A 15,610-nucleotide genomic window follows, 5' to 3' on the forward strand; every position below is an offset into this window, starting at 1 on the left:
CCGTGATCGTATGGGAGCGAAGGGTCAGCGCCGGCGCAGGCGGGTCCACAGGCTCCGGCGGCGGGGGACCGGGGCCGACTCGCCGTCGTACGACAGCTCCGCCTCGCGGGCCTCCAGCTCCTCCCGGGCCAGCTCCGGCAGGGCCGCGCCCACCGAGCGGGCGAAGTCCCAGCCGTCGCGCAAGGAGCCGTTCGGCGGGTGCGTCGCGGCCCACGCGGCGAACGTCGCCGGCCAGTCCCGGCCGTACGACGCGGCCAGGAACGGCCACCGCTGGGCCACCTCGCCCGCGCGCTTGCGCCGCAGCGCGGTCCTCGTCGCCTGAACGGCCGCCTCGTCGAAGCCCGCCGGGAGCTCACCGCCGGCCACGAGGGCGACGACGAGAGCCTGCTGCCGGGCGGCGAGGCCGCCGCCGGCGGCGACAGACGCCGCCGGGTCGGTCACGTGATCGCCGGCCATCCGGCCGCCTCCGCTATCGCGTCCAGCTCGGCCGTCAGGGCCGCCGCCGGCGGGTAGTCCCCGTCGCGCTCCAGCATCAGGGCCGGCGGCGTGGTGCGGGCGCACAGGTCCTTCACCAGGGTCAGGACCTCCGGCGGGATCGCGTCCGTGTGGGTGTCGTGGTAGAAGCCGCCGTGCTCCATGCCGCCGGCCACGTGGACGTACGCGATCCGGGACAGCGGCAGCTCGTCGAGCAGGGCGGTCGCGCTCTCGTGCCGGTTGCGGGCGTTGGCGTACACGTTGGCGATGTCGAGGAGCAGCGCGCACCCCGTGCGGTCGAGGATCTCGGTGAGGAACTGGGCCTCGGTCAGCTCCGCGTCCGGCCAGTCGAACAGGGCGGCAATGGGTTCCAGCGCCAGTTGTACCCCACCGAGCGCGGACTGGGTGCGGCGGACGTTGGCGACGATCGCGTCGACCGACTCGCGGGTGCGCGGGACCGGCAGGAGGTGCCCGGCCTCGAGCCCGCCCGCACGCACGAACGCGATGTGCTCGCTGACCAGGGGCGCGTTCAGGAGCCGGGCGCACTCGTAGAGGTGGGCGGCACGCTCGTCGGCGATCGGCTCGGCGCCGCCCATTGAGAGCTTGACGCCGTGCGGGATGACGGTGACCCCGCGCCCGACGAGCTCGGCGAGCGCGTCGGGCACGGGCGCGTGCGGGTGCAGGGACTCGGCCACCACCTCGGTGAAGCGCAGGCCGGGCAGGGCGGCGACGTAGCCGGCGATCTCGGGGCGCCAGCCGATGCCGACGCCGTACTGCGGGCCGGTCATCCCCCACATCCTCCGCCGCCGCAGCTGGAGCCCCCGCCGCAGCTGGAGCCGCTCGAGCACGACGAGGAGCTGCTCGAGCAGGACGAGGAGCTGGAGCAGGAGGAGCCGGAGCTGGAACCGCTGGAGTAGTACCCGGAGCCGGTCTGGGCGATGTTGCGCTGCAGCTCGGCCTCGGCGGCGAACGACGGGTCGGCGAGCCAGAACGCGCCGGCGCCGAAGAGGCCCACGCTCAGGGCCGCGGCCTCGGGGCCGTAGGTGGACCAGGACGGCTTCTGGCTCGGCGAGAGATGGCGCACCGCGGCGCGCATCCGGTTGAGCTGCTTCTTGCCGGCCGCGGAGACCCGCGGCACCGACAGCAGCGCGAAGGCGACCACGGCCACCGGGACGATGAGCAGCACGAGGTTGGTGACCGGCCGGTTGTTGCTGACGCCGGCGAAGACGCGGAAGATGCCGAGCGCGACGACGGCGAAGACGACCAGGGCGCCCATGCGTACGGCGCGGCGGGCCTCGGCGTCGAGGATCCAGCCGCCCTGGGCCAGGTCGGCCTCGGCGCGGTCGAGCACGGAGCGCACGCTCGCGTGGGTGAGCAGGCCGGTCATGTTGATGCTGTTGCGGGCGAGCGCGTAGACGGCCCGGTCGAGCTCGGAGGCTCCGGTGGGCGGAATCGCGGTCTGGTGGAGGTACCCGCGCTTGTCGCTCTCGATGCTGCCGGCGGTGCGGAGGGCGGCGAGGGAGCTGTAGACGGCGAGGCGGCGATCCCCGTTGATCAGCGCGGCCTGGGTCGGGGTGAGGTCGCGTGCGTTGCGCAGTGACGGGCCGCCGGTGATGGAGCGCCGCCAGATGAGCACGCCGATGATCGCAACAGCGGCGAGGCCGAAGTACAGCCACAGGAACTGCGGGCCCGGGATGCCCCAGGTGTCACCCGGCCCCGCCACGATCGATGTCGTCATGCGCTCAGTGTGGGTGCGGCTGTCGAGCGTTTCACCTCGCCATTCGGACACTTGAGGAAACCTTGTGGCCGACGGCGACCGGTCAGTTACGCCGGACCGCCGCCTCGACCAGGCTGAGCACGGCCTCCAGGTCGGCGACCGGGCGGCCGGTGGCCAGGTGCAGGACGAGCCCGTCGTAGGCGAGCTCCAGGAACTGGGTCAGGATGCCGATCGGCACGTCGTCGCGCAGCACGCCGGCCTCGAGCTGGCGCTGGAGGCGCTCGCGGGTGGCCTCGGCGACCGCCTCCGAGCGGGCGGCCCAGCGCTTGGCGAACTCGGGGTCGGTGCGCAGCCGCCGCGACACCTCGAGCTGGCTGCCGAGCCAGCCGCCGGTGTCGGAGGCGTCCGCCGCGGCCAGCAGGTCGCGCATCACCTGCACCAGGCCGTGCTGGGCGACCGTCGATACCATGGTGGCGGCGTCGTCCTCGGCGACGGCCAGGAAGAGCGAGTCCTTGTCCCGGAAGTGGTGGAAGATCGCGCCGCGGGACAGGCCGATCTCCTCCTCGAGCCGCCGCACGGTCGCGCCTTCGTAGCCGTGGCGGGCGAAGCACGTCCGGGCGCCGGTGAGGATCTCCCTCCGGCGCGCGTCGAGCTGGTCCTGGCTCACCCTGGGCACGCCTCGATTATGCAAGCCGTACATACGGTTTGCGAACAGGGTCGTTTCGCCCGTGTTTCTTCCCGGCGTTTGGCCCGGGTTTGCACCAATTTATCGGGCCTCCCGCGAACATGAGGATCTGTTCGATATCGGACTGGTCACGTACCCTGCCCGCGTGCCCCTGTTGTTGCTCAGCCTGGACGACACCCTGTTGGACAGGGCCGGGGCGTTCCGCGCGTGGGCAACGGGGTTCCTGGACGAGATCGGCGCCCCTGAGTACGACCTGGAATGGCTGCTCTCCGTCGACGCGGACGGCATGGGGTCGGCCTGGGACGTCGCCGAGGGGCTGCGCGACCGTTACGGGCTGCGGTACAGCGCGCTGGACCTCGTGGAGGAGATCCGCCAGGCGATCATGGACCGCATGCGGCTGGACCCGCTGACCGCGTGCGCCCTGGCCATCGCCGAGGACTCCGGGTGGGTGCCGGTCGTCGTCACCAACGGCGAGTCCCGCCAGCAGGAGGAGAAACTGCGGAAGACCGGCCTGGATCGGTACCTCGCGGACTGGGTCATCTCCGAGGAGGCGGGCGTGCGCAAGCCGAACCCGCGCATCTTCGCCATCGCGGCCGAGCGGGCCCGGATGCGCCTGTCGGGCGCGTGGATGATCGGCGACAGCCCCGAGGCCGACATCGGCGGGGCGGACGCGGCCGGGATGCGCAGCGTCTGGCTGCACCGCGGGCGGGCCTGGGTCGAGGGCCGCTACACGCCGACCCGGACGGCCGACGGCGTGATCGCCGCGATCGCCGAGGTCATGGCCTCGCGCTGAAAATCGGTTGCGCCCGCTCCGGACCCGTTGCACACTGGCGACAACTCCGAGTCGGAAGGGGGTTGGTTTACATGGCTGCCGTCAAGGCGCGCTTTCGCATGCCCGTGAACCTTCTTCCTTCCTTGACTCAGGAGAACTCGCGTTGCGCGACCAAAACTTTGCTTCATCACGCCGTCGCTTCGATGACGACGACCCGAACTTCCTGAAGCGCCTCTCCCACGACTTCGACACCGCGTGGGACTCGTCGGACGACCCGTCCGGCGACGAGCGGTACTCGTCCTGGGACACCCCCGGCGTGCTGCACGGCCCCGAGCCCCGTCCGGACTGGGTGGTCACCGAGCTCTCCGCCCGGGACACCGAGCTCGGCGTGCTCAAGACCGGCAAAGAGGCCGACGTCCACCTCGTCGAGCGTGCGGTGCCCGACGGGCCCCGCACGCTGCTGGCGGCCAAGCGCTACCGCGCCGCCGAGCACCGCATGTTCCACCGCGACTCCGGGTACCTCGAGGGCCGCCGCGTCCGCGCGTCCCGCGTCACCCGCGCCATGGAGAGCCGCACCGCCTTCGGGCGCGAGGCGCTCGCGGGGCAGTGGGCGGCCGCGGAGTTCGGCGCGCTCGGTCAGCTGTGGGCGTTGGGGGTCAGCGTGCCGTACCCCGTGCAGCTGCTCGGCACCGAGGTCATGCTCGAGTTCGTGGGAGCGCCGGACGGTACCGCCGCGCCCCGGCTCGCCCAGACCCGCCCCTCGCGGGCGGAGCTGGAGTCGCTGTGGTGGCAGCTCGTCGACGGGCTGCGGGTGCTGGCCCGGGCCGGCCTGGCCCACGGCGACCTGTCCCCGTACAACCTGCTCGTGGACGGGGAGCGGCTGGTCTTCATCGACCTGCCGCAGATCGTCGACGTGGTGATCAACCCGAACGGGGCCGAGTTCCTCGCCCGCGACGTGGCAAACGTGGCGCGCTGGTTCACGGGCAAGGGCTTCCCGGTCGACCCCGAGCCGCTCGTCGTGGAGTTGCTGCACGACGCCGGCATCCGCTGAGAGAACAGACCGCGGCTCGCCCGATTCGTGAACGGGCGAGCCGCGGCGGGGCGGACCCGGCGGCGAGGGTGGTCCGCCGTGCCGCTGATCGGGAGGGCCTCAGCCCAGGTGAACGGCCGCGCCGTCGGCGGCCACGTCGGTCTTCGAGGCCTTCACGAACACGAAGACCACGATCGCGGCCAGGACCAGCAGCGCCGATCCCCACCAGAACGCGGTCACGTACCCGTGCACCATCGCGTGCGCCTGGAGGGCCTTGAGCGCGGCCGGGTCCGGCGGGCCGCCCGCGGACGCGGGGAGGTGGTCGCGGCCGTACGCCGTCGCCGCCGTGATCGCCACCGTGTTGAGCAGCGCCGTGCCGAGCGAGCCGCCGACCTGCTGCGAGGCGTTCACGACCGCGCTGGCCGCGCCGGCGTCGTGCGGGTCGACGCCGACCAGGGCGATGTTGCCCAGCGGCACGAACGTGCAGCCCAGGCCGAAGCCGAGGATCAGCAGCGCGGGGAGCACGGTGGTGGCGTACGGCGTGTCGACGCCGATGCGGGTCATGAGCACCATGCCGACGGCCGCGACGACGCCGCCGAACGCCATGATCGGCTTGGGGCCGAGGCGGGGGAGCAGGCCGCTGGCCAGGCCGGCCGCGGTGACCACGCCGATCGAGACCGGCAGCGAGTGCACGCCGGACTTGAGCGGGGTGTAGCCGAGGACCAGCTGGAAGTACAGGGTGACGAAGAAGATCGCGCCGATGAACCCGGCGCCGATCAAGGTCGAGGACAGGTAGGCCCCGCCGCGGGTGCGCTGGGCGATGACGCGCAACGGCAGCAGCGGGTTGCGGATGCGCGCCTCGACGACCACGAACAGCGCCAGCAGTACCAGGGCGGCGCCGACGAGCCCGAGGGTGACCGGGGAGCCCCAGCCGTACTTCAGGTTCATCTGCGCGTCGGTCTCGCCGGCCTTGGTGAACCCGAACACGAGCAGGCTCAGGCCGAGCGTGGCCAGCACCGCGCCGGGGATGTCGTAGCGGGTGTTGCCGTGGGCCTTGCTCTCCGGTACGACCGGAACGGCCAGGGCGATCGCGATGAGCGCCACCGGAATGTTGACCAGCAGGCACCAGCGCCAGTTCGCGTACTCGGTCAGCAGGCCGCCCAGCACCAGGCCCAGCGCCGCGCCGCCGCCGGCGATCGCGCCGTAGACGCCGAAGGCCCGGGCCCGCTCCCGCGGGTCCACGAACAGCACGCTGAGCAGGGCCAGCGAGGCCGGGGCGAGCAGCGCGCCGAAGACCCCCTGCAGCCCGCGGGCCAGGAACAGGGAGGTGTCGTTCCACGCGGCGCCGCCCAGGGCCGAGGCGAGCGCGAAGCCGATGATGCCGACGACGAAGGTGCGCTTGCGGCCCCAGTAGTCGGCGATGCGGCCGCCGAGCAGCAGCAGGCCGCCGAAGGTCAGGGTGTAGGCGGTGACCACCCACTGCTGGTTGGAGTCGCTGATGCCGAGGTCGGCCTTGGCGTGCGGCAGGGCGACGTTTACCACGGTCGCGTCGAGCACGACCATGAGCTGCGCGGCGGCGATGATCGCCAGCGCGAACCAGCGTTTCGGGTACGCGTGCAGCGGGGTGGAGACGGCGGCCGGCGCGCCGGCCTCGTGCTTCCCCCCGGTGGATACGTGACTCATCCGGGACCTCCCTGAATCATTGAAGGTCTACCGGGAGGTCCCGTCGCGGATTTGCCGAGGTCCGTATTTTGAGATCGTGATCACGGAATAATGAGCAGCTTTCCCGTGGTCCGCCGGCCCTCCAGCGCCGCGTATGCGTCCGCGACCGCATCCAGCGGATAACGCCCCGTGACGGCCGGGTCGACAATGCCCTGCGCGACCCATCCGAACAGTGTTTCCGCGCGTTCGAGCAATTCCGCGCGGGAGGCGATGAAATGCCCCAGCGTCGGGCGGGTGAGGAAATAGGAACCGGACATCAGGCGCAGCGGGTCGAATGGCGGGACCTTGCCGCTGGCCGCGCCGAACAGTACCAGCGTGCCGCGCGGGCGCAGGGCCTGCAGGCTGGTGTCGAACGTGTCCGCGCCGACGCCGTCGTACACCGCGTCGGCGCCCGCGCCCCCGGTGACCTCGCGCACGGCGTCCAGCGCCTCGTCGTAGGGCACAGCGCGTACCGCACCCGCCGCCTTGGCCAGGTCACGCTTCTCCGGCGTGGAGGCGGTCGCGACCACCCGGCCGCCGAGGTGCGTGACGATCCGGGTGAGCAGGTGCCCCATCCCCCCGGCGGCGGCGTGCACGAGCACCGCGCAGCCCGGCCGGGCCGCGTACGAGTCGTGGGTGAGGTAGTGGGCGGTGAGGCCCTGCAGGATGACCGCGGCGGCCTGCTCGGTGGTGAGCTCCTCCGGCACCGGGACCAGCCGGTCGGCCGGGACGAGCGCCTGCTGGGCGTGGCTGCCGGGGATGCCCGTCCAGGCCACCCGGTCGCCCGGGGCCAGGCCGTGCACGTCGCCGCCGAAGGACAGCACGGTGCCCGCGCCCTCGCTGCCCAGCACCGCCGGCAGGGGCACCTGGTAGGTGCCGGTGCGCTGGTACACGTCCATGTAGTTGACCCCGCTGGCCTCGACCAGCACCAGCGCCTCCCCGGGGCCGGGCCGCGGGTCGGGTCGGTCCTGCACCCGCAGTACCGAACGATCGCCGTACTCGCCGAACACCACTGCTCGCATTGCGTTGCCTCCTCGGTTTGTCGGGTTCCTGTCTACCCCAAACCGCCGATCGGTTTTGTCGTACCGCTGCCGTAGCATCCGGGCAGTCGTTTGGAGGTGAGCACGCGTGGGCCCGACCCCGACCCATCGTCTCGCGATCGATCTCGGCACGTGCCACACCGTCGCCGTCGTGCAACGCGGTGACGAGGCCCCCCGGGCGCTGCTCTTCGACGGCTCACCGGTCATGCCGTCGGGCATCTACGCCGACGAACAGGGCCGGCTCAGCGTGGGCCGGGACGCCGAACGGCTCTCCCAGCTCGCCCCGGAGCGCTTCGAGCCGTATCCGAAGCGCAGCGTCGACGAGGGCTCGGTGCTGCTCGGCGCGACCGAGGTCACGGTCGTGGAGATGCTTGCCTCGCTGCTGCGCCGGGCCGCCGAGGAGTCGCTGCAGGCCGGGGTCAACCCGGTCGGCTCGACGGTGCTCACCTGCCCCGCCGACTGGGGCGGCCAGCGGCGCAACGTGCTGCTCGAGGCGGCGCGGGCGGCCAACCTGGGCCCCGTGGTGCTCGTCGACGAGCCGATCGCCGCCGCGACCTACTGCCTGCGGGTGCTGGGCCAGCAGGTCGCCCCGCTGCAGAGCCTGGCCGTGTTCGACTTCGGCGGCGGCACCCTTGACGTGTCGGTGGTGCGCCGCGAGTTCGACGGGCTGCGCGTGCTCGGCGTCGGCGGCCTCGACGACCTCGGCGGCGTCGACATCGACGCGGCCCTCGTCGGCCACCTCGGCCAGCTCATCAACCTGCGCCACCCGGAGCTGTGGCAGCGCCTGGCCAACCCCGACACCACCGCGGCCAAGCGCGACCGGCGCGAGCTGTGGGCGGAGGTCCGCGCGGCCAAGGAGATGCTGTCGCGGACCGCCTCGGCGCCCGTGCACCTGCCCGGCACCGACGAGGCCCTGCACCTCACGCGCGAGGAGCTGGAGCGGGTCGCCGGGCCGCTCATCGACCGCGCGGTGGACGAGACCCGCCGGGTGCTCGAGCGCGCAGGCGTCGACGTGCGCCAGCTCGCCGGCATCTTCCTGGTCGGCGGGTCCAGCCGCATCCCGCTCGTGGCGAGCCGGCTGCACGCCCGCTTCGGGGTGGCGCCGGTGGTGCCGGAGCAGCCCGAGCTGCCGGTCGCTTACGGCGGCATGCTGGCCGTCGGCACCGCGACCGGGGTCCAGCCTCCGCCGATCAATCCTCCGGCCCCGCCGCGGCCGGCGCCCCCGCGCCCGATGTCCCCGACCGGGTCGCCGATGTCGCCGACCGGCGCCCCGACGTCCCCGACCTCGCCGACCGGATACCCGGTGTCCGGGGTGCCCGCGTCCGGGCCGCCGGGCACGGCCTACCCGGTCTCGATGGGCTTCCCGGCCTCGGCGCCCGCCTCACCCGCCGCCGGGCCCGCCTCCCCGGCCGGCCGGCCCATCAGCCCGCAGGCCCCCGTGCCGCCGCGGATGATGCCGCAGCCGCCGAACATGCCGCCGAACGCGCCGCCGTCGTACGGTGTCGGCGTCCCCGTGGTCGTGCGCCAGCCGCGCCGCCGCACCGGCCCCTGGATCGCGCTCGTGATCGTGCTCGCGATCATCGGCGGTTGCGTGTACGGCGGAAACCAGCTCTTCGGCTGGATGGGCGACCAGTTCGAGTCCGTGAAGAACGGCATCCCGGGCCTGGACTCCGGCCCCGGCGGGCCGGGCCAGGTCGACGGGCTCAAGGGCGGCGAGCCGATCCAGCTCAGCTCCGACGGCGCGATCGCCGCGGTGGCCGGCAACGGCAACATCTACACCGCGCAGGTGAACGCGGGCGCGACGGTCGTGGCCGGGTACGAGACGGCGGGCAAGCAGACCTGGAACGTGCAGCTGCAGATGGAGCCGGCCAAGATCGCGCTGCGGGTGGTGGGCAGCCTGCTCATCGTCGACGGCGAGGACGACGTCAAGCTCGGCGGCGACGGCAAGCAGGAGTCGCGCTCGGTCATCGACCTGGCCACACACACGGCGAAGTGGACCAAGGCGTGGACGAGCCGGATCGACCTGCTGTACTCGGGCACCGAAGCCGTCGTGGAGAACCGCGACTGGAAGAAGCCGTCGATCGAGCGGGTCAACCTCGCCGACGGCTCGACGAAGTGGACCGCGGCCGCCGGTGACGGCCAGCGCATCAACGGCGAGCGCGGGGCGAAGCCGTCGCTGCGCTGGCCGACGTCCGACACCCCGGCCGGGCTGATCGTGCCGACCTACGGGCTGTCGTTCTCCCGCTATGTGCCGTTCCAGGAGTCGCTCACCGCCGACGCCGGGTTCGCGGTGCAGCTGCTCAGCGACACCAAGGCGGCGACGATCGACCTCAACACCGGCAAGCAGACAGCGAGCGGCACCTACAGCAAGGGCATCACCAACGACTCCTGGCTCGTCTACAACGACCTGGCGATGTTCCGGCCCGACACCGACGGCACCGTGATCGCGTACAACATCCGCAACTGGCAGAAGGCTTGGGAGTACCGCGCGACGGCCGGCACCGACATCGACGACCTGCGCCCGTGCGGCGAGAAGATGATCTGTGTCGCGGGCAAGCAGAACTCCGGCAAGGACGTGCTCATCGCCATCGACAGCACCAACGGCCAGGCGAAGTGGACGCGGCAGTCGATCCGCGACCGCAGCGGCACCATCTCCGGCACCGAGCAGCCCACCTGGGTCGTGATGGACGGCAAGCTCGTCGGCGGCCACGGCGTGTTCACCTCGGTCGGCGACGCGGCCGTGCTCGACCCGTCCAACGGCAACGACCAGGTCGAGCTGGGCAAGGGGCTGGGAAACCAGGACGCCCTGGCCGGCTACGGCAACAAGGTCGTCATCGAGAGCGTCGTGCCCGGCACCGGCACCTGGAACGCGTACATCTACGGCCTCGACGGCAAGGCGATCGGCTCGGGCGGGGTGCCGACGCTGCTGCAGGCGGTGTCGCTGAGCAACGACTCGATGGTGCTCGTCGACAGCGACAACGCGAAGGTGTACCGCTTCCAGATCCCCGCGGGCAAGTAGCGCACACGGCGACGGCGGCCGTCCGGACCGGACGGCCGCCGTCGGTGTATCCGCGGGCCTGGGTTACGCGGCGATCATCTTGCGCAGCACGTACTGCAGGATGCCGCCGTGCCGGTAGTAGTCCGCCTCGCCGGGGGTGTCGATGCGCACGACCGCGTCGAACTCGACGCCGCTGTCGGTGCTCACCTTGACCGTGCGCGGGGTGCTGCCGTCGTTGAGCTGCTCGACGCCGGTGACGGTGAACGTCTCGGTGCCGGACAGGCCCAGCGAGTCGGCCGTCTCGCCCGCCGGGAACTGCAGGGGCAGCACGCCCATGCCGATGAGGTTCGAGCGGTGGATGCGCTCGTACGACTCGGCGATGACGGTGCGCACGCCCAGCAGCGCGGTGCCCTTGGCGGCCCAGTCGCGCGAGGAGCCGGAGCCGTACTCCTTGCCGGCCAGGATCACCAGCGGCACCCCGGCCTCGGCGTAGGCGACCGAGGCGTCGTAGATCGTGGTCTGCTCGCCGTTGAGGTGGTTGACTGTCACGCCGCCCTCGGTGCCCGGCGCGAGCTGGTTGCGCAGCCGGATGTTGGCGAACGTGCCGCGGATCATGACCTCGTGGTTGCCGCGGCGGGAGCCGTAGGAGTTGAAGTCCCGCCGCTCCACGCCGTGCTCGGCGAGGTACTTGCCCGCGGGGGAGTCGGCCTTGATCGAGCCGGCCGGCGAGATGTGGTCGGTGGTGACCGAGTCGCCGAGCTTGGCCAGGACCCGGGCGCCGCTGATGTCGTTCACCGGCGACGGCTCGGTGGCCATGCCCTCGAAGTACGGGGGCTTGCGCACGTACGTCGACTCGCCCGCCCAGTCGAAGGTGTCGCCGGTCGGCGTGGGCAGCGAGCGCCACTGCTCGTCGCCGGCGAAGACGTCGGCGTAGCGGGTCGAGAACAGGTCGGCCCCGAGCGCCGAGGCGATGGTGTCCTCGATCTCCTTCGGGTTCGGCCAGAGGTCACGCAGGTACACCGGCTGCCCGTCCGACCCCGTGCCCAGCGGGTCGCTGGTGAGGTCGATGTCCATGGTGCCGGCCAGGGCGTACGCGACTACCAGCGGCGGGGAGGCCAGGTAGTTCATCTTCACGTCCGGGTTGATCCGGCCCTCGAAGTTGCGGTTGCCCGACAGCACCGACACGACGGTCAGGTCGTGCTCGTTCACGGCGGCGCTGATCGGCTCCGGCAGCGGGCCGGAGTTGCCGATGCAGGTGGTGCAGCCGTAGCCGACGAGGTTGAAGCCGAGCTTGTCGAGGTACGGGGTCAGCCCGGCCCGATCGTAGTAGTCCGTGACCACCTTCGAGCCGGGGGCCAGGGTCGTCTTCACCCACGGCTTGCGGGTGAGGCCCTTCTCCACCGCGTTGCGGGCCAGCAGCGCCGCGCCGATCATGACCTGCGGGTTGGACGTGTTGGTGCACGAGGTGATGGCGGCGATGACTACCGCGCCGTGGTCGAGCTCGTAGTCCTCGACCCGCACCGGCTTCGAGGTGCGGCCGTTGGCGCCGGTCGCGGCCGAGACCAACTCGTGCGGGCGGTCGCCGTTGGTGCTCTGGTGGTTGGCCGGCGAGTCGCTGGCCGGGAACGACTCGGCGCTGGCCTCGTCGGTCGGGCCCTCGACGCCGTCGCCGACGTAGTTGTCCAGCACCGAGCGGAACATCGTCTTGGCGCTGGCCAGCGGCACCCGGTCCTGCGGGCGCTTCGGGCCGGCGAGCGACGGCTCGATGGTGCCCAGGTCCAGCTCGAGGCGCTCGGAGTACTCCGGCTCGGCGGCCGGGTCGTGCCAGAGGCCCTGCTCCTTGGCGTACGCCTCGACGAGCGCGACCTGGGCCTCGTCGCGGCCGGTCAGCTTCAGGTACTTGATGGTCTCGTCGTCGATCGGGAAGATCGCCACGGTCGAGCCGTACTCGGGGCTCATGTTGCCGATCGTGGCCCGGTTGGCCAGCGGCACCGCGCTCACGCCCGGGCCGTAGAACTCGACGAACTTGCCGACCACGCCGTGCTTGCGCAGTATCTCGGTGATGACGAGCACCAGGTCGGTGGCGGTGGTGCCCTCCGGCAGCTCGCCGCTGAGCTTGAAGCCCACGACCCGCGGGATGAGCATCGACACCGGCTGGCCGAGCATCGCGGCCTCGGCCTCGATGCCGCCGACGCCCCAGCCGAGCACGCCCAGGCCGTTGACCATCGTGGTGTGCGAGTCGGTGCCGACCACGGTGTCCGGGTAGGCCTGGCCGCCGCGGGCCATGATGACCCGGGCCAGGTACTCGATGTTCACCTGGTGCACGATGCCGGTGCCCGGCGGGACGACCTTGAACTCGTTGAACGCGGTCTGGCCCCAGCGCAGGAACTGGTAGCGCTCCTTGTTCCGCCCGTACTCCAGCTCGACGTTGCGCTCGAACGCGTCCGGCCGGCCGAACAGGTCGGCGATGACGGAGTGGTCGATGACGAGCTCGGCCGGGGCGAGCGGGTTGACCCGCTTCGGGTCGCCACCGAGCTCGACGACGGCCTCGCGCATGGTGGCGAGGTCGACCACGCAGGGCACGCCGGTGAAGTCCTGCATCAGCACCCGGGCCGGGGTGAACTGGATCTCGACGCTCGGCTCGGCCGACGCGTCCCAGTTGCCCAGCGCCCGGATGTGCTCGGCGGTGATGTTCGCGCCGTCCTCGGTGCGCAGCAGGTTCTCGAGGAGGATCTTCAGGCTGTACGGCAGTCGCCCGGCGCCCTCGACCTGGCCGATCCGGTAAATCTCATAGCTCGCGTCACCGACGCTCAGCTGGCTCTTTGCTCCGAAGGAGTCGAGGCTCGCCACGGCGTGTGCTCCTCTTCCGTCAAGTCGTGTTTCCAATACGCCAGTCTTCCCCAGCACGCGCCGGGGCCAGGCAAGGGGGTGTCGCTGTCGTCGCTCAACCAAACCGTACGTCCGTCTTGTTAAACGCGCAAGGCCGTCTCAGCCCTTGCCGTGGCGTGCTCTGTGCGCCGGGTTACGAGCCTGGGTGAGCGCGCGTGCCAGCTCAGCGCGGTCGCCGGTGGCCGTTCTCGGCACCCGGCGCAGGTCGGGCTCGGCGCACCGGTGCAGCCGCGTCGAGCGGGGTGCGGAGCCACTCCCTGGGCCGGTGCCGGGGCTTCCTGGGCCGGTGCCAGAACTCGCTGGGCCGGTGCCGGGGCTTCCTGGGCCGGTGCCGGAACTCGCTGGGCCGGTGCCGGGGCTCCCGGGCCAGTTGGATCTGCTCGGCGGCCCGCAGGGTGCGCCGGCCGAGTTCGAGCACCAAGCGAGCAAACGCCCGCACGCGCCGTGCACATCACCGACAACGGCGAGCACCCGCTCACGGCCGACGAGCACCACACCGCCAGGTTCGGTCAGAGTCGGCACATCCGCGCCGCGCGTTCGCGCATCTTCAGCTTCGTGCGCAGCGTCCGCCTCGTGCACGACTTCCGGTTCGTCCGTCGCGCGCTTTTGGGCACTTTCTGTTCCCAGCGCGCCATTTCGCTCGCGCGTGGCGTCCGTGTGTGCGGTGTCCATGTGTGCGTTGTCCATGCGTGCGTGTGCGGTGTTCGTTCGCGCGGCCGCTGGTTCTCGCATGGCGTCTGGTTCGTGCGTGTTGTCCGTGCGCTTGGTGCGCGTGTGTGCAGGTGCCCGGTTGTGGTGTGCGTTTGTGTGGTGTGCGTGTGTGCAGTCGCTGGTTCTCGTGTGGCGTTCGGTGCAGTCGGTGGTTCTCGTGTGGCGTTCGGTGCAGTCGGTGGTTCTCGTGTGGCGTTTGGTTCGTGCGTGTTGTCGGTGCGCTCGGTGCGCGTGCGCGTGCGCGTGTGCGGCTGCGGCTGCGGCTGCGGTGTGCGTTTGCGTTGTGCGCGTGTGCGCAGGTTGTCCCGCTGCAGTGTTCGTTTCGTGGTGCGCGCTTGTGCGGCTTTGGCCGGCCGCGGTGTTCTGGCCTCTCGCGGGGCCCGGGATGCGCAGTTCCCAACGGCCGGTGGGGCCTCGCCTACAGTTCGACGATCTCCCGGCCGTCGGGGCCGGGGCGGAAGCCCGCGTCGCGCAGGATGCCCAGCAGGCCCGTCGACGGCAGCGCCTCCAGGGTGCGCGCGGACGTGGCTCGCAGGGCGTCCACCAGCGCCACGACGACCTGCACGGCGCGGTCGCGCTCGCCCGGGGCGGTCGCCACGCCCGCCAGGCGGACGGTTACCGGGTCGGGGCGCAGGGCCGCCAGGGCCGCCGCGGGGGCGGAGTCGTCGTCCGCCGGGTCGACCAGTTCCCACCACTGCACGGTCGTGTCGCCCGCGAGCGCGGCGTCCCACTGGCGGGCCGTCGTGCGGGTGAGCTCCAGGCGGGTGATCGGCACCCGGCGTACCAGCAGCAAAGCAGTCACATTCCCAGCATCCGCCGGGAGCCTTGCAAACGCCTTGCCAACGGCAGGCAACCCGGTCAGGCGGCGACGCCGGTCAGGCGGGTGTACTCCGCCGCGGTGCCGATGGCGCCGCGGTGGTCCGGGTGCTCCACGTAGTGCTCGACGACCGTGCCCAGGAAGACGGGCTCGACGGCCAGGAGGTCCAGCGGTATCAGCAGCCAGCCGGGCTCCGGGCGGCCGGGGCGGCGGATGCTCAGGGCCAGCTTCGGCGAGCGTACCGGGATCGGCAGCGGGTTGGCCGGCACCCGCACCAGGTCGTCCCAGGCCAGCACGCGGCGGCCGCCGGCGCGGATGTTCAGGCCCGCCGGGCTGACCACGATCCGCGGGCCGCGCAGCAGGGGCAGCGCGGCGCCGGCGATGACCAGGGCGGCGCCCGCGTTGACGCCGAAGCGGGTGGTCGGGGACAGGGCCGGGTCGCCCTCCAGGAACACGGTGCCCAGCAGGGCCCAGCCCATGGTCAGGCGGCCCATCAGGACCGGGGAGCCGGGCACGACGAACGCGTCGCCGCGCACGCGCAGTGCGGCCGGGGGCGGGTGCAGGATCGGGCGGAAGACGACGCCGAAGACGATGAACGCGGCGCTGAGCACGAAGATCGGGGCGAACAGCAGCGCGGCCGCGGCCCACAGCGGGGTGTTCGCGGGAGTGACGCCGAACTCGTACGCGACCCGGAGCACGACGATCAGCAAGGCGACGCCGACGGCCGCCGCCTTGCTCGCCAGCACGTACCGGCCGAACCGCACGGGCGTCACGCC

At 72.1% G+C, this 15,610-nt stretch carries 12 protein-coding genes; 3 read left to right on the plus strand and 9 right to left on the minus strand.

Annotation, left to right across the window (positions count from 1 at the left end; genetic code table 11):
* Positions 1–24: 24 nt before the first annotated feature.
* The 4 genes from AB0B76_RS33255 to AB0B76_RS33270 all read right to left on the minus strand — a co-directional run bounded on the left by AB0B76_RS33255 (position 25) and on the right by AB0B76_RS33270 (position 2,867).
* Complete coding sequence (locus AB0B76_RS33255) at positions 25–456, minus strand: hypothetical protein (RefSeq protein ID WP_360382814.1); 432 nt, start codon at positions 454–456, stop codon at positions 25–27.
* Positions 438–1,262, minus strand: a complete 825-nt coding sequence (locus AB0B76_RS33260; RefSeq protein WP_360382816.1) for a DUF692 domain-containing protein — start codon at positions 1,260–1,262, stop codon at positions 438–440. Before AB0B76_RS33260 ends, AB0B76_RS33255 begins: the two co-directional genes overlap by 19 nt.
* The gene (locus AB0B76_RS33265; RefSeq protein ID WP_360382817.1) at positions 1,259–2,212 is read right to left on the minus strand and encodes a TIGR04222 domain-containing membrane protein; all 954 of its coding nucleotides are present in this window, start codon (positions 2,210–2,212) and stop codon (positions 1,259–1,261) included. Before AB0B76_RS33265 ends, AB0B76_RS33260 begins: the two co-directional genes overlap by 4 nt.
* 82 nt (positions 2,213–2,294) lie before the next feature.
* Positions 2,295–2,867 (minus strand): helix-turn-helix domain-containing protein, encoded by a 573-nt coding sequence (locus AB0B76_RS33270; protein ID WP_360382819.1) that lies wholly within the window; start codon positions 2,865–2,867, stop codon positions 2,295–2,297.
* A 154-nt stretch (positions 2,868–3,021) separates the two neighbouring features.
* Here AB0B76_RS33270 and AB0B76_RS33275 point away from each other — a divergent pair, with 154 nt between their 5' ends.
* Together AB0B76_RS33275 and AB0B76_RS33280 are read left to right on the plus strand one after the other, a co-directional pair.
* Positions 3,022–3,669, plus strand: a complete 648-nt coding sequence (locus AB0B76_RS33275) for an HAD family hydrolase (protein WP_360382821.1) — start codon at positions 3,022–3,024, stop codon at positions 3,667–3,669.
* Between the two features lie 142 nt (positions 3,670–3,811).
* Complete coding sequence (locus AB0B76_RS33280) at positions 3,812–4,699, plus strand: RIO1 family regulatory kinase/ATPase (RefSeq protein WP_360382823.1); 888 nt, start codon at positions 3,812–3,814, stop codon at positions 4,697–4,699.
* A 99-nt stretch (positions 4,700–4,798) separates the two neighbouring features.
* Here AB0B76_RS33280 and AB0B76_RS33285 read toward each other — a convergent pair whose 3' ends face one another.
* Both AB0B76_RS33285 and AB0B76_RS33290 read right to left on the minus strand, forming a co-directional pair.
* The gene (locus AB0B76_RS33285) at positions 4,799–6,361 is read right to left on the minus strand and encodes an MFS transporter (RefSeq protein WP_360382824.1); all 1,563 of its coding nucleotides are present in this window, start codon (positions 6,359–6,361) and stop codon (positions 4,799–4,801) included.
* Between the two features lie 80 nt (positions 6,362–6,441).
* Positions 6,442–7,401 (minus strand): quinone oxidoreductase, encoded by a 960-nt coding sequence (locus AB0B76_RS33290; RefSeq protein ID WP_360382825.1) that lies wholly within the window; start codon positions 7,399–7,401, stop codon positions 6,442–6,444.
* A 169-nt stretch (positions 7,402–7,570) separates the two neighbouring features.
* On the opposite strand from AB0B76_RS33290, the gene AB0B76_RS33295 reads away from it, so the two are divergent.
* The gene (locus AB0B76_RS33295) at positions 7,571–10,438 is read left to right on the plus strand and encodes an Hsp70 family protein (protein ID WP_360382827.1); all 2,868 of its coding nucleotides are present in this window, start codon (positions 7,571–7,573) and stop codon (positions 10,436–10,438) included.
* 63 nt (positions 10,439–10,501) lie between these two features.
* On the opposite strand, the gene acnA is transcribed toward AB0B76_RS33295, so the two are convergent.
* The 3 genes from acnA to AB0B76_RS33310 form a co-directional block, all read right to left on the minus strand.
* Positions 10,502–13,267, minus strand: coding sequence for an aconitate hydratase AcnA (gene acnA / locus AB0B76_RS33300; RefSeq protein ID WP_360382829.1), 2,766 nt, complete (start codon positions 13,265–13,267; stop codon positions 10,502–10,504).
* Between the two features lie 1,168 nt (positions 13,268–14,435).
* Positions 14,436–14,819, minus strand: a complete 384-nt coding sequence (locus AB0B76_RS33305; protein WP_360382831.1) for a hypothetical protein — start codon at positions 14,817–14,819, stop codon at positions 14,436–14,438.
* 56 nt (positions 14,820–14,875) lie between these two features.
* Complete coding sequence (locus AB0B76_RS33310) at positions 14,876–15,607, minus strand: hypothetical protein (RefSeq protein WP_360382833.1); 732 nt, start codon at positions 15,605–15,607, stop codon at positions 14,876–14,878.
* Positions 15,608–15,610 lie beyond the last annotated feature (3 nt).

This window comes from Dactylosporangium sp. NPDC049140, assembly GCF_040648435.1.